Origin of the sequence: Pedobacter boryungensis (assembly GCF_013204825.1) — a bacterium.
GTDB classification, from domain to species: Bacteria; Bacteroidota; Bacteroidia; order Sphingobacteriales; family Sphingobacteriaceae; genus Pedobacter; species Pedobacter boryungensis.
Map to the genome: position 1 here is coordinate 116,874 of NZ_JABMKV010000002.1, position 20,933 is coordinate 137,806.

General features: G+C 34.4%; 22 protein-coding genes. 6 read left to right on the forward strand and 16 right to left on the reverse strand.

The window, feature by feature from the left end; genetic code table 11:
- Positions 1–6 precede the first annotated feature (6 nt).
- The 5 genes from HQN85_RS06905 to HQN85_RS06925 all read right to left on the reverse strand — a co-directional run bounded on the left by HQN85_RS06905 (position 7) and on the right by HQN85_RS06925 (position 8,097).
- Positions 7–639: a peroxiredoxin gene (locus HQN85_RS06905; protein WP_173270561.1), complete on the reverse strand. Its 633-nt coding sequence runs from the start codon at positions 637–639 to the stop codon at positions 7–9.
- A 334-nt stretch (positions 640–973) separates the two neighbouring features.
- Positions 974–3,349 carry a S9 family peptidase gene (locus HQN85_RS06910; protein ID WP_173270564.1) on the reverse strand — a complete coding sequence of 792 codons (2,376 nt, stop codon included), beginning with the start codon at positions 3,347–3,349 and terminating at the stop codon, positions 974–976.
- A 48-nt stretch (positions 3,350–3,397) separates the two neighbouring features.
- Entirely contained in the window at positions 3,398–5,131 is a 1,734-nt protein-coding gene (locus HQN85_RS06915) for a M14 family metallopeptidase (protein WP_173270566.1), read from the reverse strand.
- A gap of 13 nt (positions 5,132–5,144) precedes the next feature.
- Positions 5,145–6,788: a M14 family metallopeptidase gene (locus tag HQN85_RS06920; RefSeq protein ID WP_173270569.1), complete on the reverse strand. Its 1,644-nt coding sequence runs from the start codon at positions 6,786–6,788 to the stop codon at positions 5,145–5,147.
- A gap of 106 nt (positions 6,789–6,894) precedes the next feature.
- A complete protein-coding gene (locus HQN85_RS06925) occupies positions 6,895–8,097 on the reverse strand; it encodes a hypothetical protein (RefSeq protein ID WP_173270572.1) in 1,203 nt (400 codons plus the stop codon).
- Positions 8,098–8,212: 115 nt separating this feature from the next.
- Between HQN85_RS06925 and HQN85_RS06930 the strand changes: the two genes are divergently transcribed.
- Positions 8,213–9,610, forward strand: coding sequence for an aldehyde dehydrogenase family protein (locus HQN85_RS06930; protein WP_173270575.1), 1,398 nt, complete (start codon positions 8,213–8,215; stop codon positions 9,608–9,610).
- Positions 9,577–10,140, forward strand: coding sequence for a YfiT family bacillithiol transferase (locus HQN85_RS06935; RefSeq protein WP_216847241.1), 564 nt, complete (start codon positions 9,577–9,579; stop codon positions 10,138–10,140). The genes HQN85_RS06930 and HQN85_RS06935 overlap by 34 nt, the downstream gene beginning before the upstream one ends.
- Here the strand turns inward: HQN85_RS06935 and HQN85_RS06940 are convergent, their stop codons facing one another.
- The 8 genes from HQN85_RS06940 to HQN85_RS06975 all read right to left on the reverse strand — a co-directional run bounded on the left by HQN85_RS06940 (position 10,141) and on the right by HQN85_RS06975 (position 15,422).
- Positions 10,141–10,770, reverse strand: a complete 630-nt coding sequence (locus tag HQN85_RS06940) for a DUF305 domain-containing protein (RefSeq protein WP_173270578.1) — start codon at positions 10,768–10,770, stop codon at positions 10,141–10,143.
- Position 10,771: 1 nt separating this feature from the next.
- Positions 10,772–11,491, reverse strand: a complete 720-nt coding sequence (locus HQN85_RS06945) for a heavy-metal-associated domain-containing protein (RefSeq protein ID WP_173270581.1) — start codon at positions 11,489–11,491, stop codon at positions 10,772–10,774.
- A 95-nt stretch (positions 11,492–11,586) separates the two neighbouring features.
- Positions 11,587–12,411 carry a 4,5-DOPA-extradiol-dioxygenase gene (gene ygiD / locus HQN85_RS06950; RefSeq protein WP_173270584.1) on the reverse strand — a complete coding sequence of 275 codons (825 nt, stop codon included), beginning with the start codon at positions 12,409–12,411 and terminating at the stop codon, positions 11,587–11,589.
- Between the two features lie 83 nt (positions 12,412–12,494).
- On the reverse strand, positions 12,495–13,058 hold the full coding sequence (locus HQN85_RS06955; protein ID WP_173270587.1) for a helix-turn-helix domain-containing protein: 564 nt from the start codon (positions 13,056–13,058) through the stop codon (positions 12,495–12,497).
- Positions 13,059–13,565, reverse strand: a complete 507-nt coding sequence (locus HQN85_RS06960) for a DUF3347 domain-containing protein (protein ID WP_173270590.1) — start codon at positions 13,563–13,565, stop codon at positions 13,059–13,061.
- Positions 13,566–13,570: 5 nt separating this feature from the next.
- Positions 13,571–14,383 carry a hypothetical protein gene (locus HQN85_RS06965; protein WP_173270593.1) on the reverse strand — a complete coding sequence of 271 codons (813 nt, stop codon included), beginning with the start codon at positions 14,381–14,383 and terminating at the stop codon, positions 13,571–13,573.
- Positions 14,384–14,386: 3 nt separating this feature from the next.
- Entirely contained in the window at positions 14,387–14,920 is a 534-nt protein-coding gene (locus HQN85_RS06970; protein ID WP_173270595.1) for a heavy-metal-associated domain-containing protein, read from the reverse strand.
- Between the two features lie 100 nt (positions 14,921–15,020).
- Entirely contained in the window at positions 15,021–15,422 is a 402-nt protein-coding gene (locus HQN85_RS06975) for an HYC_CC_PP family protein (RefSeq protein WP_173270598.1), read from the reverse strand.
- A 129-nt stretch (positions 15,423–15,551) separates the two neighbouring features.
- Between HQN85_RS06975 and HQN85_RS06980 the strand changes: the two genes are divergently transcribed.
- Genes HQN85_RS06980 through HQN85_RS06995 form a run of 4 tightly spaced genes read left to right on the forward strand, consistent with a single transcriptional unit; the run spans position 15,552 to position 19,272 of the window.
- Positions 15,552–16,268 (forward strand): peptidylprolyl isomerase, encoded by a 717-nt coding sequence (locus HQN85_RS06980; protein WP_173270601.1) that lies wholly within the window; start codon positions 15,552–15,554, stop codon positions 16,266–16,268.
- A gap of 6 nt (positions 16,269–16,274) precedes the next feature.
- Entirely contained in the window at positions 16,275–17,042 is a 768-nt protein-coding gene (locus tag HQN85_RS06985; protein ID WP_173270603.1) for an exodeoxyribonuclease III, read from the forward strand.
- 12 nt (positions 17,043–17,054) lie between these two features.
- Positions 17,055–18,284 carry an imidazolonepropionase gene (gene hutI, locus HQN85_RS06990; protein ID WP_173270606.1) on the forward strand — a complete coding sequence of 410 codons (1,230 nt, stop codon included), beginning with the start codon at positions 17,055–17,057 and terminating at the stop codon, positions 18,282–18,284.
- Complete coding sequence (locus HQN85_RS06995) at positions 18,277–19,272, forward strand: formimidoylglutamase (protein ID WP_173270609.1); 996 nt, start codon at positions 18,277–18,279, stop codon at positions 19,270–19,272. Before hutI ends, HQN85_RS06995 begins: the two co-directional genes overlap by 8 nt.
- On the opposite strand, the gene HQN85_RS07000 is transcribed toward HQN85_RS06995, so the two are convergent.
- The 3 genes from HQN85_RS07000 to efp form a co-directional block, all read right to left on the reverse strand.
- On the reverse strand, positions 19,235–19,396 hold the full coding sequence (locus HQN85_RS07000; protein ID WP_173270612.1) for a hypothetical protein: 162 nt from the start codon (positions 19,394–19,396) through the stop codon (positions 19,235–19,237). The genes HQN85_RS06995 and HQN85_RS07000 overlap by 38 nt on opposite strands.
- A gap of 3 nt (positions 19,397–19,399) precedes the next feature.
- Positions 19,400–19,969: a 5-formyltetrahydrofolate cyclo-ligase gene (locus HQN85_RS07005; RefSeq protein ID WP_173270615.1), complete on the reverse strand. Its 570-nt coding sequence runs from the start codon at positions 19,967–19,969 to the stop codon at positions 19,400–19,402.
- A gap of 102 nt (positions 19,970–20,071) precedes the next feature.
- Positions 20,072–20,632, reverse strand: coding sequence for an elongation factor P (gene efp, locus HQN85_RS07010; protein WP_173270618.1), 561 nt, complete (start codon positions 20,630–20,632; stop codon positions 20,072–20,074).
- Positions 20,633–20,933: the final 301 nt, after the last annotated feature.

Consider the following 20,933-nt stretch of genomic DNA (forward strand, 5'->3'; position numbering starts at 1 on the left):
TATTAATTAATTAGCACTTAGGTATTCTGCAACTCCAGTTCTGTTTGCATTCATTGCTTCTTTACCTTCTTCCCAGTTTGCTGGACAAACCTCACCATGTTTTTGTACGTGGCTGTAAGCATCAATTAAACGTAAATATTCTTTAACGTTTCTACCTAATGGCATATCATTTACACTTTCGTGGAAAACCTTACCAGTTTCGTCAATTAAATAAGTTGCTCTGTATGTTACATTAGATCCTGAGAATACTTCTTCTCCTGCTTCATTATATTCAACATCTTGATCTAAAATACCTAAGATATTAGCTAAATGTCTGTGTGTATCTGCTAATAAGGGGTAGGTTACACCTTCAATACCACCATTATCTTTTGCTGTATTTAACCATGCAAAATGAACTTCATTTGTATCACATGAGGCACCAATTACGATGGTATTTCTTTTTTCAAAATCAGGTAATGCTGCTTGGAATGCGTGTAATTCTGTTGGGCAAACAAAAGTAAAATCTTTTGGATACCAGAATAACAACACTTTAGAATTTTTACTTACTGCTTCTTCAAATATATTGATTTTCAAATCATCGCCCATTTCGGACATTGCATCAATACTAACACTCGGAAATTTTTTACCTACTATAGCCATATATAAATTAATTTTTTTTGCAAAGATACGGCAATATAAGGTCGAAAGCAATGCTTAAGAACTTATAGAAGATACTTAATCTTGATATAGTTATAGACAAAAACTATATATTGTTTTTATAAATTAGTTATTATCTATTTAGATTATTGGTCGGTATTTTGTTCATTGCGAGGCATGAGGTGATCTTATTGAAGAGCAAAATAGACTTTCGCCATAAGATTGCTTCATGGCTCGCAATGACGCATTGTTTAATTTGTTATTTAATAGAAAAACCGCTGATTTGCAGATTGTTAATTTACTCTGCAAATCAGCGGCTATAATTATTTATGTTTATCTATTTCTTAAGCGTTGTTTCAAACAATTTAAAAATACGTTTATACTCATCTGTCCAGCTGCTCGGCTCTACAAAACCGTGATCTTCCACTGGGTAAACAGCTAGTTCCCAATTATCTTTCCCTAACTCGATGAAACGCTGAGTCAATCTCACAATATCTTGGAAATGTACATTTTCATCTACCATACCATGCAACATTAATAAGTTTCCTTTTAGTTTATCGGCATAATAAATTGGAGAACTCCGTTTATAGGCAATTGGATCATTGAACGGCTCGTTTAAAATATTTGCTGTATAACCATGATTATAATGTGCCCAATCGGTAACAGAGCGTAAGGCCGCCCCTGCCGCAAAAACTTCTGGCTCCTTAAACATACCCATCAATGTGATAAACCCGCCGTAAGAGCCGCCATATAAGCCTACATGCTTAGGATTTACGCCATATTTCTCTACCAACATTTTAACACCATCTACTTGATCCGTTAAGTCTTTTCCACCCATGTCTCTATAAATTCCTGTGCGATGGTTTCTACCATAGCCAGAGCTTGCTGTGTAATCAATATCAATTACGGTATATCCATTATCCGCTAGTAGATTATTAAACATGTATTCTCTAAAATACTGACTCCACCAGTAATGAACGTTTTGCAAATAACCAGCACCATGTACAAACACTACCGCTGGCTTATTAGGGTGAGGATTTGATGTTGGATAAATTCTTGCATACACATCATCACCATAACGATTTTTAAATGACAATAGGTCTGGTTGACGCCATTTATAACTATCAAATTCTGCAGTAGTAGATTTTGTAATTTGCACCGCTTTTGCACCTGGTTTGTTTGCTTGGATATAGAGCTCCCAAGGTTTATCCATATATGAATAATTGATGGCTAACCATTTTTCGTCTGGGGATAATGTAATTTCATTTCCGCCTTTCATAGCAGTGATTTGAACTAATTCACCGCCGTTTACACCAACCTTATAAAAATGGGTAATGCCTGGGTGCTCCTTATTTGCAGAGATATAAAAAGTAGTTTTATCTTTTGATAATTGTACTCTTTGCACTTCCCATTTACCTGAGGTGATCTGTTTTTTATCGTTTGTTGCAACATTGAAAACATACAGATGGGAATAGCCTGTTGCTTCACTTTGGAAACAAAAACGATTATTATCAATCCATTCGATACCTCGGCCAACTCCTGGGCCACCTACCCATGCTTCATCACGCTGACGATCTAAGACAGATACATTACCTGTTGCAGCATCTAACTTTAAAATCCAAATGTCTTTATTGTCTTGCGCATCAGCAGTAATAATTGCAGTAGTTCCGTTTTCATTCCATTCTGGACTTCCCAAGTTTACTTTACGATCTTCGTTTTTCTTAGTCCGTTCTTCTAATTCTTTAGGATAGTCTTTTACATAATCTGGTAAGTCTTTTATGCCTGAAATTTGAGCAATTTTAATGGTGTAGACACTGTCCTTTTCCCCATCGTATAAAAAGCTTTCTGATATAGTCAGGTTTTCGCCAACTTTAGTTCTTCCAGTAATATCTTCTGTATACCCAGATGCTGTTACGTAATTAGGAACAATAGTATTGTGGTTAGTTGTTATTGGCGTTGTTAAACGATAACTCACAAATCTTCCATCTGGGCTTGTCACTAATCCTGATAAAAACTTGTCTTCAAGATATATAGGTTTTATTGTTTTTTGATTTGGATCAAAAGCAGCACCAAAACGTCCACGACCTGCAAAACCTTGAGCTCTTCCACCTGTTTTATTGCGTTTTTTAATAATATCGAAAAGTTCGGTTTGTTCTGTTTTTAACCAAGTATCTTGTAATGAAGGAAGAGGTCTTTCTGGAGCATTTGGTCTTTTACCTTTTACAAAATTGGTTAATTGTTTAAGTTCATTTGTGGTTAAATTTAGCTGGAATAAATTATCGCCACGTTGAAAAACAACATCGTTATTATATAAAAATCGAGCTCCATTTTCACGATCAACCGTATTTGTTAACCTAGATTCTTTTTTGCTTTTAACATTGTAAAAGTAAATATCGCCTCCTTTTTCATACAAGGCTAAAGATCTGTCTTTATTGTAGGTATAATTATTTCCAGCAGCCTTTGTTGCTTCATTTTCTGTTGCAACTTCTGGTTTGTTAGTTATAACACTCACTTTGTAAGGTTGGTCCTTTTCCTTGTTTTCAGGATTCCATGTAAAGAAAACAGTTTTACTATCCTCAGACCATCTGTAATTTGTTGGAGAAACACCCATCCATTTTGGGTCACGCATTATTTTTTGAACTGATAAAGGAGCAAGCTGTTGTGCTTGCGCATAAGCAGATATTAGTAAAAAGCCTAATAGATATTTTTTCATTTAATAATATTTTAAAGATCCTTCGACAGGCTCAGTATGACAAATTTGTTAATTAGTTTTGCTGGCAACACCACCCTTTTTGCTACTTACATTTACAGTAAATCTATTTCCTCCTTTTACTAACCAGCGAACAGTTACAAAAGAATTACCTGCAATATTATTTACTTTAATATTTGCTGGATCCATTTTTTGTTCAGTTGTAAAATTCATATCACGGTTATTTACAATCATCCCTGCAACCACATTTCCACCAGTTAAGGAGATAATATCTGGTGTTTCAATGTTATTTTTTACATCCTGACTTGAGTGTGTAGGAATCATTCTGTCGTTGGTTACTACCGCCGTTACTTGTGTTAATCCACCACCTATTTCTTTCACTTCAATTTCTCCTACGTTTAATTTTGGAGTGTTATACGCATGATAAATACTAAAGGCCATGTTTCTGTGAGCATCGCTTTCTAACAAAAATCCCGGATGTAAACGTGTATATGTTTTCTTAAATCCACCAATTTCGATATCGCCATAAGTTGGATGTTTATACGGATGCCAATCTACAAATGCATCTTTCATCAAGAGGTCCTTATCAAAAGTATATATCTGTGTTTGGCTATCTTCACCATCAGCTTTATTATACATCGAATAGCCAGTCCACAATTCGTTAGAGAATGTATAAATTCCTCTTCCACCATAAAACCAATCTAATTCTCCACCAAAAACAGAATACAAATCTTTATAAACCACTAAATATTTATATCCTGGAAGCATTTCTTCTCCTTTTTTACCTAGCGCATCGTACACTCTTACATCTTGTGCATTGTATGTGTCTAAATCTTCTAAAGCGCCGGGGCCTCTTAAAATCATCCCGCCATTGTTATGGTAAGATTGAGCTGCCGCGATGTTGGGATGTTTCATTACAAAATCTAAAATTGCTCTGTTTTCTGGGATGGAGAAAGGATATTTATAAGCACCTCCTTGAATATAATTTGGTTGCCAATTCCATCCCCAATCGCGGTTAGGATCATAAGCGCCTTCACCATCTTCATTTACGAAACCATCGCCATCATTATCAATTCCCTCTGATCCTAATAATTCATATTCTCCTTTTTCATCATTCCCTACCATAATCATTCTTCTAGAATCTGTTGGATCGACTTTGTAACGACCAGTTGCGCTTTTACGGCGCATCATTACGATGTTTCCATCTCCATCTAAATCATCAAAGCCGTCTTCGTTTGTTGCTCCATCTCTATCGTTATCAATGGGTATTAATCCTGTACGAGGAGAATGTGCTGTATTTGCTTGATGAATAAAACTATCTCTCGCATCTGGGTTAATGGTTGGAGCGATATAGAAAGTTTTTTCCGCTAGTAAAGATTGGATTGCTTTATTACCCGCATCGTACATTTCTGCTAAATACCATGCTGTATATAAGGCGAATTCGCTTCCTTGTATTTCGTTAGAGTGGATATTACCATCGATATACATGGCAGGTTTTTTATCGGCATTACCAACTTTTGTATCTGTAATGGTCATTACCCAGAGTTCTTTCCCCTGAAAAGATTTACCCATCGATTCAAGCTTTACCAAGTTTGGATGAGCTGCGGCCAATTTTTTACAGATTTCTGTAATTGCCGTATGATCGTTGTAACGGTTCCAACTAATTTGAACTTTAGGATTTGGTGGTGTACCAACTGCTGCTAATAGATTTTCGGGTTTTTGAGCTTTTAAATTTCCGGCACACAAAAATAGTACAGCCAGAAGAATAGTATGTTTGATTCTCATTGTCTTGTCTGATTTATAGTGATACCTCAATAGATTTACTTCCTGTGGTTGGGCTGCCAGCATCGATAGTTATTTTACCGGTACCTTTTATCAACCACGTTAATTCTTTATATTCTTTACCTTGAATACCCTCTAATGACTGGGTCTTCCTTCCGCTCACTACGATTTGGTTCGCATTAGTATTTACTTTTACTGTAATCTTTTTTAAGAAATAACTACGGTCTCCAATTTTTGTGTACGTTGGCAAATCACCACGATTTAAAACACTTAGCGTAACACGAGTTAATCCGTCAGCAACTTTTTCAGTTTTCACATTTACCATATCTATTTGAGGAGCCATCGCTGCTAATCCTACAATAAAATCTGTGTGTTTCGCTACAATTCCATCTACCATTTTATAAGGTGGATTGATTAACACAAAAGGATCAACACCGCCAACTTCCACAGTTTTTCCTGGAAAATCTGGATGAGAAACGGCTTTCCAAGGGGTGAAAGTGTCTGTAATTCCCTGACTTGCAGCCCAACGTAAATAAGAGGCTGTTTGATCTTCATTTGTAAATTTCTTTTCTTTTTTAGCCGAATCTGGTGCAGTTTTAGGTACCCACCAACCTGGTGTGCTAAAGCTTAATCTTCCGTAATGGAAATATGCCCATTGTGAAAAATCGCCACTTTCTGCTTGAGTTTTTGGTGCGTCTTTTGTTTTGGTGATTTTATTATATCGTTCAGAAACTAAAGCATTTGTTTTTGCATCCGTATCGAACCAACCCGTAATAACTCGCTTAGAAATTGCCGCGGGATTAAAAGTAACTGGTGTAGATAAGTTATTCGTAGGACCAAAAGTAACTACGGCATATACATTAAAGGCATCAAATAAGAAATCAAAAAGTGCTCTGTTTTCTTTTTCTGAAACTGCATAATCTCCAGTTCCGGGCATAAATCCTTTAAAATTATAACTTGAGTTTTTATTGAAATGAATTCCTCCATCACCGTCTTCATTGAAATCACCGTCTTTATCATCATCTATTCCCTCAGACAATAAAATATATTTTCCAGTTTCTCCTTTACTGGCATCGGCTAGTAATAAAGAGCGGGGATCATCGGTATTTAATTTATATTTTCCTGTTGGATCAAGAATGCGCATCCAAGTAATTTTTCCATTTCCATCCAAATCGTCTACATCATCTTCATTTACTTTGCCATCTCTATCGTCATCCGTTTTCATTGCATTTCCACTACGCTCAGATTTAACTTTAGCGAAATATTGTTCAGTAGCATCTGGGCTCATGTTCGGAAATACATAAAATGTTTGTTTGTTGAGGAGATTTTTAATGCTATCTACATTAGAGGAAGCCATTAATTTTTCCGCAAAGCCGATAGCCATTTCTACACCTAAAAGATGTTTTCCTTCTACACCACCAACAACTGCAATAGCTGGTTTTTGTTCCGTTTTACCAGAACCCATGGTCAGCATCCAAATGTCTTTTCCACCTACGGTTTGCGTTAAAGATTTAGTTTTTACCCATTGTGGGTATTTGTCTGAAAGCGCTTTAACTCGTTGAGCTAAGCGGATATTGTTACTATAATCTTGTTGATTTTGTGCGAAAGCATTACATAGCATTAGCAGAAAGAACAGATTAAAAAGGTAAAGTTTCTTCATGTTTGTTTAGGTTATGCATGCAATTTATATAAAAAAGCAGTTACATAATCTAAAGCAATACAAGATTTTATAAATGTTACACATCTTAAAACGATGTAAACAAACTTTATCTAACCACTTTACCGTTTTGGTCTATATTCACATTAAATGGCGGCATATAATCTTGTAATAAAACAGCAAACTCCCTACGCGTTATTTGTCTCTTTAAATCTAACTCCGTTTTAAATTGATATGTTGTTTTCCACTTTTTCTCTAATCCTTTTTTTGTATCGTCTAATGATTTATTACCTACGTAACACACTAAATCTATAGCAGATCCGATTGTTATTTGTGGCGCTTTATAGTCATCAAACCAAATTTGAGCTTTGTAATAGAAATCTTTTAAAGGTTGTTTAATTTCTTCGGTAGTTACCAGTTTATCTGGAGAAAAATTTGCAATCTTTTCTTTAATATCTGCTTTTAATAACCCTGTTATACCTACCATCTGAATTGCTTTCCAATTCGTATCTGCAGTTTTGATATCGGCAAAAGGCATTAAATTTAACCTATAGTTAATTAGTTCTCCTTGTATTTTTTTTAAATTAGAAAGTGAGGTTTTAGTATCATAAAAAGCTGAATAGGCTGCAGTAGCTCCTGCGGCTTGACCAAGCAACATACTATTTGGGTTCTCTATCCACACCAAATTCTCTTGTTCAGGAACAAAAAAACTATACAATGAAAAGAAGGTAGCGTTTGTTCCGTTAACTGATTTTCCAGATGAAACACTTGTTCTGTAAATCGTAGGTGTATAGTTCAATTCTGCCCAGTTTGCAATTGATTTTATAACTATTTTTAAAGTTTCATTCAATTTTGCATCACCTGGATTAATGAATACTTTTGGTTTTAGTGTACTTCCATCACTTAATTTAAAATTCCAATTATTTCCTGATCGCTCTGCTTTAACCCATAATATATTTCGAATAATGGTTAAATTTTTAATACTATCAGCCCAAATGGTTAATACATTGTTGGCTGCTTGTTTGTCGAGGCTGGATAACTTTTTATCACCGTTTTTACTAACAAACTCCTTGTATTTTTTTAAGAATGTTTCTTGTATTCCCGAATTTAAATCATTTTCAATTGGCGAAATATCGAAGCCTCCAGCTTGCAATAAAATTGTCGTCTTTACCCCAGAAATGGCCGACTGAAACCCTGCGGCAACTGCTGCATTTCCGTTTCCGATCACCAATACTCCTGGCTTCAATGTTTGTGCGTTTGCATAATCAAAGAAGATTATTAAGACCAAAGCAAAAAATAAATTTTTTCTCATTTTATACTGTTATCAAATAATATACGCAATATGCTTTAATTGAATGTGCTTTTGATGAATTTCATCGCCATTTAACTATATTTAACAATTCCCAAACACATTAGTTCTCAATAATATGGAACAAAAGATTGACGTTGTTTTTAAAACTCAACAAGCATACAAATATACGCTTAGAAAAAATAATGCGGCACAACGTATTGTTAAGTTAAAAACGCTAAAGGATACCATTAAAAAGTATGAGAGCGCCCTATATAAAGCCTTAAAAAGCGATTTACGCAAAAGTGTTTTTGAGACTTCCGTTACTGAGTTGTTTTTTATTTATGGAGAATTAGATTTTGCCATCAAGAATTTAAATGGGTGGATGTCTCCAAAACGTGTTGGTAAAACACTAACAACGCCTTTTGCAAAAAACAGATTGTATTATGAACCAAAAGGAGTTTGTTTAATTATTGCCCCTTGGAATTATCCTTTTCAGCTCATCATGAGTCCATTAATTTCTGCAATTGCTGCGGGAAATTGTGCTATAGTTAAACCATCAGAACTCAGTCCAGCTACCAGCAAAGTAATTAGTAAAATTATAGAAACTGCATTTGAGGCACAAGAAGTGGCTTGTTTTGAAGGAAATGCAAGTTTATCTACATCATTATTAAAATTGCCTTTTGATCATATCTTTTTTACTGGAAGTACGGCTGTAGGAAAAATAGTTATGGAAGCTGCTGCTAAAAATTTGACTTCTGTTACGCTAGAACTCGGCGGAAAATCTCCAACAATTGTTGATAAGGCCGCTGATTTGGCAAAAGCGGCAGAAAAAATTGCCTGGGGAAAATTAGTTAACGCTGGACAAACCTGTATTGCGCCAGATTATGTTTTTGTACATGAGCAACACCTGGATGAATTTATTGGACTTTACAAAGCTGCTGTAAACAAAATGTATTTTAAAACTGATAAGGTAGACTTGAAAGCTTATGGGAAAATTATTAGTCCTAAACATTACAAAAGATTAAAAAGCTTAGTAGATGAAGCTGTAGAAAAAGGCGCAAGGATAGATTTAGGTGGAACTTTTGATGAGCCTAATCAAACCATTTATCCAGTAGTATTGAGTAAAATACCAAAAGGCGCAAAAGTAATGGAAGAAGAGATTTTTGGTCCTGTCCTGCCTATCATTTCTTATCAAAACTTAGAAGAAGTGATTGATAAAGTCAACTCAAAAAGCAAAGCATTAGCGCTGTATATTTTTAGTAAAAACAGTAAAAACATTAAATACATTCTTAAAAATACGAGCGCAGGCGGCACTTGCGTGAACGATGTTTTAATTCATATTTCTAATCCTAAATTACCTTTTGGTGGTGTAAATGGAAGTGGAGTTGGTAGCTGTCATGGATTCTTTGGTTTCAAAAATTTCTCTCATGAAAGAGCTGTCGTGTTCCAATCGAGATTAGATTTTAGTAGTATGATTTATCCGCCATATGTTGGTAAAGAATGGGTTTTAAATATTCTAAAGCGAATTATGTAATTATGCAAGAATTAGAAAAACTAAAATATCCCATCGGGAAATACACTCCGCCAGCAACTATTAATGCTCAACACATTCAATTATGGATTGAAGATTTAGCTAATTTTCCCCAAGAAATCGCATCAATAACTTCATTATTAAGCGAAGCTGATTTGGAAGTTGCTTATCGTCCAGAAGGTTGGACAGTTAGGCAAGTCGTACATCATTTAGCTGACAGTCACATTAATGCGTATACTCGTGTGCACTTAACTTTAACGGAAGATAACCCAAGTATAAGACCTTATTTTGAAGATAAATGGGCAGAATTAACTGATGGAAAAACTAGTGATATTAACCTTTCAATATCCATTTTAAAAGCTGTTCACGAGCGATTAGTTTTTTTACTTCGAAAATTAAAAACCATTGATTTTGAAAGAACTTATTTTCATCCAGAAGCCAAAAAGGAATTTACTTTAGGGTATTTGGTTGGTAATTATGCTTGGCATGGAAAGCATCATTTAGCACACATTGGATCTACTTTGAAAGGATAATTACTTTTTAAGCTGTGTTTTCAACCAGGTGATCTCTTGTTCTTGAGCCTTAATAATATCTTCGGCCATTAACTGAATATATACATTATTTGAATACGGCAAGTAAGCTTTTGCCATATCTACTGCACTTTGGTGATGCGGAATCATCAGCGCCACAAAATCATTTTCTATGTTATTAGATAGCCTTACGTTATTCATTCCTTTCATCATTGGATTCATTGAATTTGCTAACGCTTTTTTAAATTCATTTGCATTAGCTGAAGGTTCTTGAGAAGCTGATTTTAGGAAATCTCGGAACATTTTGATTTCTTTTTTTTGTGCCTCAATTACTTTGTTTGCAAAATTTATTAATTCGGGTGATTGGCTATTTTTTATAATCGATTCTGCCATCACAACTGCGCCCTCATGATGAGGAATCATCATCGAAGCAAAATCATAATCTGGATTGCCGGTTTGCTTTGCATTATGCATTTTCATCATGCTCTCATCCATGGCTTGCATCATTACATTTTTCTCTTTTACTGGTTCATGATTCATCGCTGAATGTACTGCTAAACTCTTTTTTTCTTTCTGATTACACGCAGAAAAACCTACTGCCGCAGCCAATAACATTACAAATATCTTTTTCATTTTATAGTATAATTAACATGATTACACTCATTGCAATCATCAATAAATCTTCAATTATTGTTAGCGTACTCATTGGCAAATTAAAAACAGCGCCTAAACATGCACATTGTATTTTTCGTTTATTTAATACACTTTGTAATACGCCAATAATACTGATTGTCATTACAATTAACGTAAGCCAATTGGTTATCAAAGGATTAAAGTTAATAGCAAAAGCAATACCTAAACCCAATTCGATAAATGCATAGATATATCCCCATGGTGTAAAGTTTTTCGCTACGATATCATACATTGCATAACTTTCTGCAAATCCTTTTAGGTTAATTAGTTTAAAAAATGAAAACGAAAGGAAAAATCCAGCCATAAAAAACCGCATAAACAACATTCCGTTTATGGTTTCATTTTGCCAGCTAGCGAAGAGAGAAATTATGCCTACATAGCCAAAAAGTAAAAGAACAGGTTTATACGTTTCAAAAAATGATTTTGCTTCTTCTATCGCTTCACTGTGTGCTATTGCAGAAATTTGGTATTTTGATGCATTGCCGCCTAATGCCTCTTGCAATTCATTTATCCCAATATGTCTTTCCATAGTTATGGTAGCCGAACTCGTATCTTTCGAAACTTCAACTTGGGTAACATTAGGCACTAAAAGCAAGCTGCTTTTTACTTTATTTTCGCACCCAGAACAGGTCATCCCTATAACTTGATAAGTATGTATCATCTTATTATTTTTATAACACAAAATTACGGCAAGAGTTTGCGCAACTGTTATATCTTAACTAGAATGATTTATATAATTACCAGAAAAAGTTTGTTTTAGCCTATTTGAACAGATGTCATGGTTAATGAACCCCCAACGGCTTTGTCGTTAAATAAAATCGCTTCTTCGTTATCATTTTGTAGACCTAAAGTATACATAAGAGGCAAGTAATGCTCTGGCGTTGGAATGCCCAATACCACTTCGCTACCCATGATTTGGTAATTAATTAGGGGTTGATGATTTTTATTTAGGATTGCATTTTTGAACTTTTCGTTGGCTTCAATCGCCCAGTCATATCCGCCGCCATTTATCATTTCCCAACTCATCATTCTTAAATTATGCACCATGTTTCCACTTCCTAAAATTAAAACCCCTTTTTTACGCAAGGCGGATAATTCTTTAGCCAAATCATAATGATATTTCGCATCTTTTGTATAATCGATACTGAGTTGTAAAACCGGAATATTTGCGTTTGGATACATGTGTTTAATTACCGTCCAAGCGCCATGGTCTAAACCCCAATCGTGATCTAAAATTATCGATGTTGATTTTACTAAATCTGCCGTTTCTTGCGCCAATTTTGGATTTCCTGGTGCAGGATATTGTACATCAAAAAGTGCTTGAGGAAACCCACCAAAATCATGAATTGTTGGCGGGAAATCCATTGCTGTAATTCGAGTTCCATTGGTAAACCAATGCGCTGAAACCACTACTACCGCTTGTGGAATAGGAATATTTTTAGCAATTTCTATCCATTTTTCACTAAACTCATTTATTTCAATTCCATTCATTGGCGAACCATGACCCATAAAAAGCACGGGCATCAACTCTGTTTGACCTAAATTAGCAGTGAAATTTTTAAATTGATTTAGTGTTGTCATGATTAACTCCTTTTGATGATTACTTACAAAAGTATGCACTAAACCGTTTTTAAGTGTTGATGTAAGATAAGAAATGGATTTAATTAGATTTCGTCTAAAGTTTTACGACCTAAATCATGATTTTGTTTGTATTGAGAAGGTGTTTGTCCGCTTATTTTTTTAAACTGAGCAGATAAATGTGCTACACTACTATAATTTAACTGAAAAGCTATTTCGCTCAATGAATGTTCTCCATAAGTAAGCAATTCTTTTGCTTTTTCAATCTTCTGTTGGATAAAATATTTCTCAATTGTGTTCTGCTCCATTTCAGAAAAAATCGCACTTAGATAAGCATATTCTGCATTGAGTTTTTTGCTCAAATAATCTGAAAGATTACTTTTTAATGGTTCATTTTGATAATGAACTAACTCAATTATTGCAGTTTTAATTTGTTCTATTAATTGTTTCTTCTTATCCAATAAAAGTTCGAATCCAAATTTGCTTAGTGCTCCTTTAATTGTTTCATTTTGTGCGTTACTTAATTGATCTTGTACAAGTTCTACTTCGCCTAACTGCACAGAAATAGGGTTAAAACCAAGTTTTTCAAACTCAGTTTTAACCACCATTTTACAACGGTTGCACACCATATTTTTAATGTACAACTTCATTTATTTTTTAGCGATAGTTTCTGTGACTTCACCACAATCATACATCATACTACCATAAAATGGATTTTGAACATCTTCTACCTCATTTAACCAACTTTTTTTGGCCATTGGGCAATATTGAACATATACATCATAATTGTTTAATTTAATCTCTTTTGTTAACTTCAACATTGCTGATGAGAGTGCCCAAAAACTTTTACGTTGTTCTTTCAAATCTTTTTGTTGCACTATAGCATCCGCTGATTTTTTTATTACCTCTGCTTGAGTTTTCCAAAGTATTTGTTGCGTTGCAGATAAGGATTTAACTGGAAAAGTTGATATGGCTGCAACTAGCGATTTTGCGCTAACATTCGCTGAGGTGACATTGTCTTTTGCTAACGCGTTTTTTGTATCGAAGTACGCTTGTAAAGTTTTGTTAAACGCTGTTTTGCTAGGTGCATTTTGAGCTTTTACTACAGATAAAATAGTAGCACACATGATAGTGATGATTAAAAAGATCTTTTTCATTTTTTTTACTTTAATACGTTAAAAAAGTTAAATTCTACTTTGGCTAAATACATGTTTTTTAAGTATCGATTTTGTATATCTCCTGCTACTTGAAAACGATAACCTAAATCTATTCTTGTTCTGCTATTTAATATTAATTGAAGCGCTGGAGCTAAGTCTAAATAAGAATTCCCATTAGCCGGATTAGTTTTTCCTAATAATTCAAGATAAACATTAAAATTTGGTTGATTATAATTTTTATATACAAAAGGCAATACTAAATAGCCAGAAGATAAACTGTAATTCAGCATTTTATCTGGCTCAGGCATTCCTGCTAGTTGTTTGTTTTTACTTTCAAAAGCCTCACTATAACCAAACGTAGCAGATAAAGCAAGTTTGTGAATTAACTGGGTGAAAATTAGTCCTGCTTGCCAACCAGAATTATCGCCTTCCAAATTTATATCTTCGGTATAAGTTGGTCTTTTGCTAGTACTAATTCTTCCATAGGCGGCCCCTCTGAAATGACTTTGCGTTTCATCTATGGATAAAAATCTATATTTAGCATAAAAACTTCCTCCTTCTAATCGATATTTTCCATCCATATCAGAAACAAATCCTTGAGCATGAAACATTAGATTTTTATTCAATCCAATCATCATTTCACCAACAGACCTACTTCTAAAATCGGGGCTAAAAAATCCTTCATTTGCTAATCTAATCCCAATAGATTTGGAAGGCATATTGCTAGCAGGCTCAGTATACACGTACAATTCTTGTGCATTAACCATTTGGTTTGCACCAATAATAATCAGTGCAAATGCAATTATTTTCTTTATCATTTTTTAAATACTTAAATGATAAACTCTAGTTTTTTTGCCGTTTACTAAACCAGATCCACTTGCATAAGAATCAAGTTTTACAGTCGCCGATTTCTGTTTAAATGCAGTGTTTGAGATAAAACCTTTATCAATTACATTTACTTTAACTGGGCCATTTAAAACTTTGTCTTTTGCATTTGTAAAACGGTAAACATTACCATTTATAATAGTTTGTCCGTTTTCATCAATTTTTGTCTGATTAAAATTCATGGTAGCTTCTAATTTACCCACAGAAAAGCCAGCATCTTTCACTTTCTTATTCAATTGGTCAAAGTTTACCGCTTTATCCTTTTTAAATGTAATTACGAAAAGGTTTTTGTTTAAATCTGGGGTAACATTGCTCACGTAGTCTAATGTGCGCAAAGATTTTTCTGTAGCTTGAGAACACATAGAGCAAGTTAGCCCTGTTACTTGCATTTCTACGGTAGTTATTTGTTGAGCAGATACTTTTATAGCAAAAAATATCAAAAATAATATGATGATTTTAATCGTTTTCATTGTCGAAATTTTAAATAAATACTTTATTTATCTCCCATTCGGGAAATTAAGAATATCATAAAGCACAGCCAATTAAGCTATTACTTCATTATTTATTTAGCTAATTTCTAAAAACGCAATTGAAAATGTGTATAGCTACACTCGTGGATCTTGGTGGAGCTTTGTTTTCCATTTTGTTTAAAAACTCAGGAAAAAATGGTTTAAATAAGTCGCTAATTTTAGCAGGGATAAAGGTTTCTAAACTAAAAAGTTTAGGGAGCTTCAAAGAGCTTTCGGCTTGATGACTGTCTTTAACTTTCACATCAACTTTGGTATTTTTACAACAACCATCGTCTTTTTTGTCTTTAGCTTCTGTCATGCAATATTTACATGCAGCTCTATCGGTATACACAGAAACCGAAGCAAGTTTTCCTCCGCAAAAATGCATGCTCAATGCCACACCAATTACGCTTATTAGGTAAAAGGTGCAAAGACTAAGGGCAAGTTTCTGCTTTAACTTCATCAAAAGCAAAGCTATACATAAATTTTTGAAATCAGATTTTAAGGTTTGTTAAAAAATGGTAAATAAAATTAGAAGGGATATAAGGCTGTTGTACTTTTTTAAATAACTTAGCGTAAATTCACTTCCACTATGAAAAAAATATTCTTCCTTTTTTTAAGCCTCTGCTTCATACAAGCATTCGGGGCAAAACCTAAAAATCAATACGTTAAAATTAGCACTTCAAAAGGCGAAGTCATTATTAAATTGTATAACGAAACGCCTTTACATAGAGACAATTTCTTAAAATTAGCTAAAAACGGCACCTATAATGGCACATTATTTCACAGGGTGATAAAATCATTTATGATTCAAGGTGGTGATCCGGATTCTAAAAATGCAAAGCCAGATTCTTTATTAGGAAACGGTGATTTGGGTTATACCATTCCAGCAGAATTTAGGGATAGTTTATTCCACAAAAAAGGAGTTTTAGCTGCGGCTAGAGAAGGGGATGACGTTAATCCATTAAAAGCATCCAGTAGTTGTCAATTTTATATTGTGCAAGGAAAAGTTTGGACAGACTCTTTATTAAACCAAGTAGAAACCAGACGAATGAAATTTAAAATTCCTGATTGGCAACGTCAGATTTATAAAACCATTGGTGGCACACCACACTTAGATCGTAATTATACAGTTTATGGTGAAGTAGTAAAAGGATTAGAAATGGTGGATGCAATTGCAGAAGAAACCACAGATAAAAACAATCGACCTAAAAGCGATATCAAAATGACAGTTTCAGTTTTAACCAAACGTGAAGCTAAAAAACTAGAAAAAGAATTGGCTAAAAATGCGGTCAAACAAAACACATAATTGCAAATGAAAATTATTTCATATAACGTAAATGGCATTCGTGCCGCAGCTACAAAAGGGCTTTTTAATTGGCTACAAGCTACTGATGCAGACATGGTTTGCTTGCAAGAAGTAAAAGCACTAAAAGAACAAATTCCAGAAATTATTGCCTTAATTGAACAATTAGGCTATCATGATTATTGGTTTCCGGCAGAAAAAAAAGGATATAGTGGCGTAGCTATTTTAACAAAAGTTAAACCAAATAATGTTTCCTATGGCTGCGGAGAACCTTGGATTGATGCAGAAGGCAGAATTTTAAGAGCAGATTTTGATGATTTTTCTCTAATGAGTTTATACATGCCATCTGGTTCAAGTGGCGACGAAAGACAAATCAAAAAATATGAATTTATGCGCTTTTTTGATGTGTATATCGATGGAATACGTAAGCAATTTCCAAACTTAATTATTTCTGGCGATTACAACATTTGCCACAAGCCAATTGATATTCACAATCCAAAATCAAATGCAAATTCATCTGGTTTTTTACCTGAAGAACGTGAGTGGATGGATTTATTTATGAACAATGGTTTTATCGATGCTTTCCGCCATTTTAATAAAGATCCGCATCATTACACATGGTGGAGTTATAGAGCTGGGTCAAGGGGTAAAAATTTAGGTTGGCGTATCGATTATCATCTGGCTACGCAACAAATGGAAAACAGATTAAAGAATGTAAAAATATTGCCAGATGCCTTGCACTCAGATCATTGCCCTGTTTTATTAGAAATAGAATAGCTTTAATTTAAAATGTTAATTATCAATATCAAAGGTCTTGTAGGCATGCATCCAAAGGAAACTTTGGTGCTTCGCGGTAGTGAAATGGCTAATTTACCGATACTGGAAAATGCTTGGCTTTTGTTAGAAAATGGATTGATAAAAGATTTTGGGTTGATGGATAACTGTCCATCTGAGAAAGAAACCCTAAATGCCGAAGGCAAATTCGTTTTTCCAAGCTGGTGTGATAGTCATACACATATCGTTTTTGCCGCTTCGCGTGAAGAAGAATTTGTGATGAAAATTGCAGGCAAAACCTATGAAGATATTGCTACAGCTGGTGGAGGAATTTTAAATTCTGCACATAAATTGCAAAAAGCAACAGAGAATGAACTTTTTGAAAGCGCTAGTCTTCGGCTTAAAGATATGATTAGGCAAGGTACTGGCGCCGTAGAAATAAAAAGTGGCTATGGTTTGACCGTAGAGAGTGAATTAAAAATGTTGAGGGTTATTCAACGATTAAAATCAGCTTTTCCAATTCCAATAAAAGCCACTTTTCTAGCGGCGCATACTTATCCAGCCGAATACAAAAATAATCATCATGGGTATATCAATTTAATTATCAATGAAATGCTTCCTGCAGTTGCAGAAGAAAAACTGGCAGATTACATTGATGTTTTTTGCGAAAAAGGTTTTTTTTCTGTTGCAGAGACTGATGAAATTTTATCCGCAGCTGCGAAATATGGATTAAAACCAAAAATTCATGCCAACCAACTTTCTGTTTCTGGTGGAGCACAAATTGGTGTTAAAAACAATGCAATTTCGGTAGATCATTTAGAAGAAACAGATGCTGAAGTTTTAGCTATTTTAGCCAGTGGCAACACCATTGCAACACTTTTACCCTCGTGTTCTTTTTATTTAAATATTCCATTTGCAAATGCTCGTGGCTTATTAAATGCAAATGTAGCAGTTGCTTTAGCGACAGATTATAACCCAGGCTCTACTCCATCTGGAAACATGAATTTTGTGGTTTCCTTAGCCTGTATAAAGTTGAAAATGCTACCTGAAGAAGCCATTAATGCATCCACATTAAATGGGGCAGCAGCAATGGAGATGAGCCATGAAATGGGGAGTATCGCCATTGGCAAAAAAGCCAATTTATTTATGACTAAAGCTATGCCTTCTTTAGCATTTTTACCTTACAGTTTTGGCCAATCACAAATAGAAACGATCATTTTAAACGGAGAAATTTACAATGGATAGCTTTAAATTTTATTCGCAAAGCGATGTTTTAAGCTTAGTAAATCAAAGGATTGGTGAAATAAAACTAGGCGAAAGAGTTCAAACGGTTTCTTCATTAAACAAGTTAGAAAGTTCTTCATCAAAATTTGTCATTTTTGGCATTCCTGAAGATATTGGTGTAAGGGCAAATTATGGGATTGGTGGCGCAAAAACGGGTTGGACTTCTGCATTAAAGGCATTTCTAAATACTCAAAGTAATTCTTTTTTATCTGGTGAAGAAATATTAGTGTTAGGACATTTTGAAATTGATGAGCCTACAGATCAGACCATTGCTGGTTTAAGGAATAGGGTCAATGATATTGATGTTTTAGTTTGTCCAATTGTCGAAAAAGTTGTTGCTGCAGGGAAAATTCCTATCGTAATTGGCGGAGGACACAACAATGCTTTTCCAATAATTTGGGGTACATCTTTAGGATTAAAACAACCCATAGATGTGGTTAACATAGATGCTCATGCAGATTTACGAAATACCGCAGAAGGGAGACACAGCGGAAATGGATTTAGTTTCGCTTTGCAGAATGGATTTTTGAACCAATATAGGGTATTTGGATTGCATCAAAATTATGTAAATCACGCTTTGCCAAATTACATAAAGAATAATGTAGCGATAAAGATTGCTTATTTTGAAGACCTTTTACAAAACAACAAAACTATCCCTCAAAACTGGCAGGAATTTACCATAGATTTATCATCGCCTTGTGGACTTGAAATTGATTTAGATAGTATTGAGAACGTATTATCTAGCGCTATAAGTCCATCTGGTTTTGCCCTAAATGATATTCGAAAAATCCTTTTAGGCAATAGTAAAAAGTTTAGCTATTTACACATTTGTGAAGGAGCCACAACATTGGCAGACGGTAGAGAAGACCTTAAAATAGGCAAAACAATTGCTTATTTAATTACAGATTTTATTAAAGCTCTTCTGCCTCGTATTTATCCGCAGCTTTAATCATTAACTCTATTTCTGCTTGTTGGACCGCTGTTAAGGGCTCTTCTTGCTCTTGCAACTCGAAAATGGTAATCATAGTTTCTTCGTACTGTTTTGCTGAAGTTATTTTAAATTCCTTTTCCATTGCTTATAAATTAAACTCGATAATTCCTGTTGGTGTGATGCATTTGTCCAAACGGATATCATTCAAATGTACATCATTAATCTCTTCTACAGCATCAAAAAAAGATAAACCTACCTTTTGTGTAGAAATGTTTTGCAAAAAACGATCATAAAATCCCTTGCCATAACCCACTCGATAGCCTCGCTTATCAAAAGCTAACAATGGAATAATTACCATATCTGGTGTTCCAGTAAAGAGTTGTGCTGCAGATTGAGGTTCTGGTATTTGATAGTTATTGTTAACTAAATCGGATTTGTCTACATAAAAATGGTGGCTCATCAAATTAGAAGAAAAGTCTGCTTTTGGAACAACAATATCTATTTCGGGATGGTTTTTTTGTAACCATTCAATTAGTATAAATGTGTCTGGTTCCTTTTGATGAGCAATTGGTAGAAAAATGTGTAAGCTTTTAACCTTTGATAAATTGAGCTTTTTAAATTGCGTTAATAGCTTTTCATTTAGCAATGATAGTTCACTTTCAGTTAAAGCATTTCGCTGTGCAAGCGCCTGTTTTCTCAAAGCTGATTTAGTCATGATTGTATTGCAGTCTTAACAAACTTACAAAAGAAGCCGCAGATTTACCGATCAATTTAATCAGCGAATCTGCGGCTTACTTTATTTCAGAATCGAAAAGAGTTATTTTACCCTCTCTACGTATTCTCCTGTGCGTGTATCTATTTTAACTTTATCGCCTTGGTTTACAAACATAGGTACTTTAATTTCTACCTCATTTTCCACAGTCGCTGCTTTTAGTGCATTTGTAGAAGTATCACCTTTAACAGCTGGCTCAGAATAAACCACTTCCATTTCTACAAAGTTTGGCAAACTTGCCTGTATTGGCTCTTCGCTTTCTAATGCCACTAAAATGCTCATTCCTTCTTTCAAAAATTTAATTGAAGGGCCAAACAAACTTTTAGGGACATTGAATTGCTCATATGATGTGTTATCCATAACCACCAAAGAATCACCTTCTTCATATAAATATTGATAATCATTGGTTTCTACACGGCAAATTTCTACAACCTCGTCAGTATTCATGCGAGCTTCAATAAGTCTAGATGTTTTAATGTTACGAAATTTCCCTGTGTAAAATGCACCGCCTTTACCTGGTGTACGATGATTCCACTCTTCTACAGTAACCAGTTCTCCGTTTATACGTAAAATGTTACCTACTTTTATTTCTGATGCTTTTGCCATGATATTTTAAAAATCACTAATTATTTTTGGTCTTTTTTTGAAGCCGCAAGGTAAAAACTATTTTCCAAAAAGCTGTAAAAAAAGATAGCTTCGGGAACCACTCCGAAGCTACAATCAACCTAAACCTAAAACTAAACTATGAAAATTTATTTTATTCTTTTTATATTCTAATCGCTATATCCAACTCAACTTATCGTCTTGATTGACAAATACTAGCAATTGTTTTTTTAATTTTGTTTGAAATATAGCCATTAATTACGCCTTATTTCGTGGCGCAAAGGTATATACTATATTTCATTTC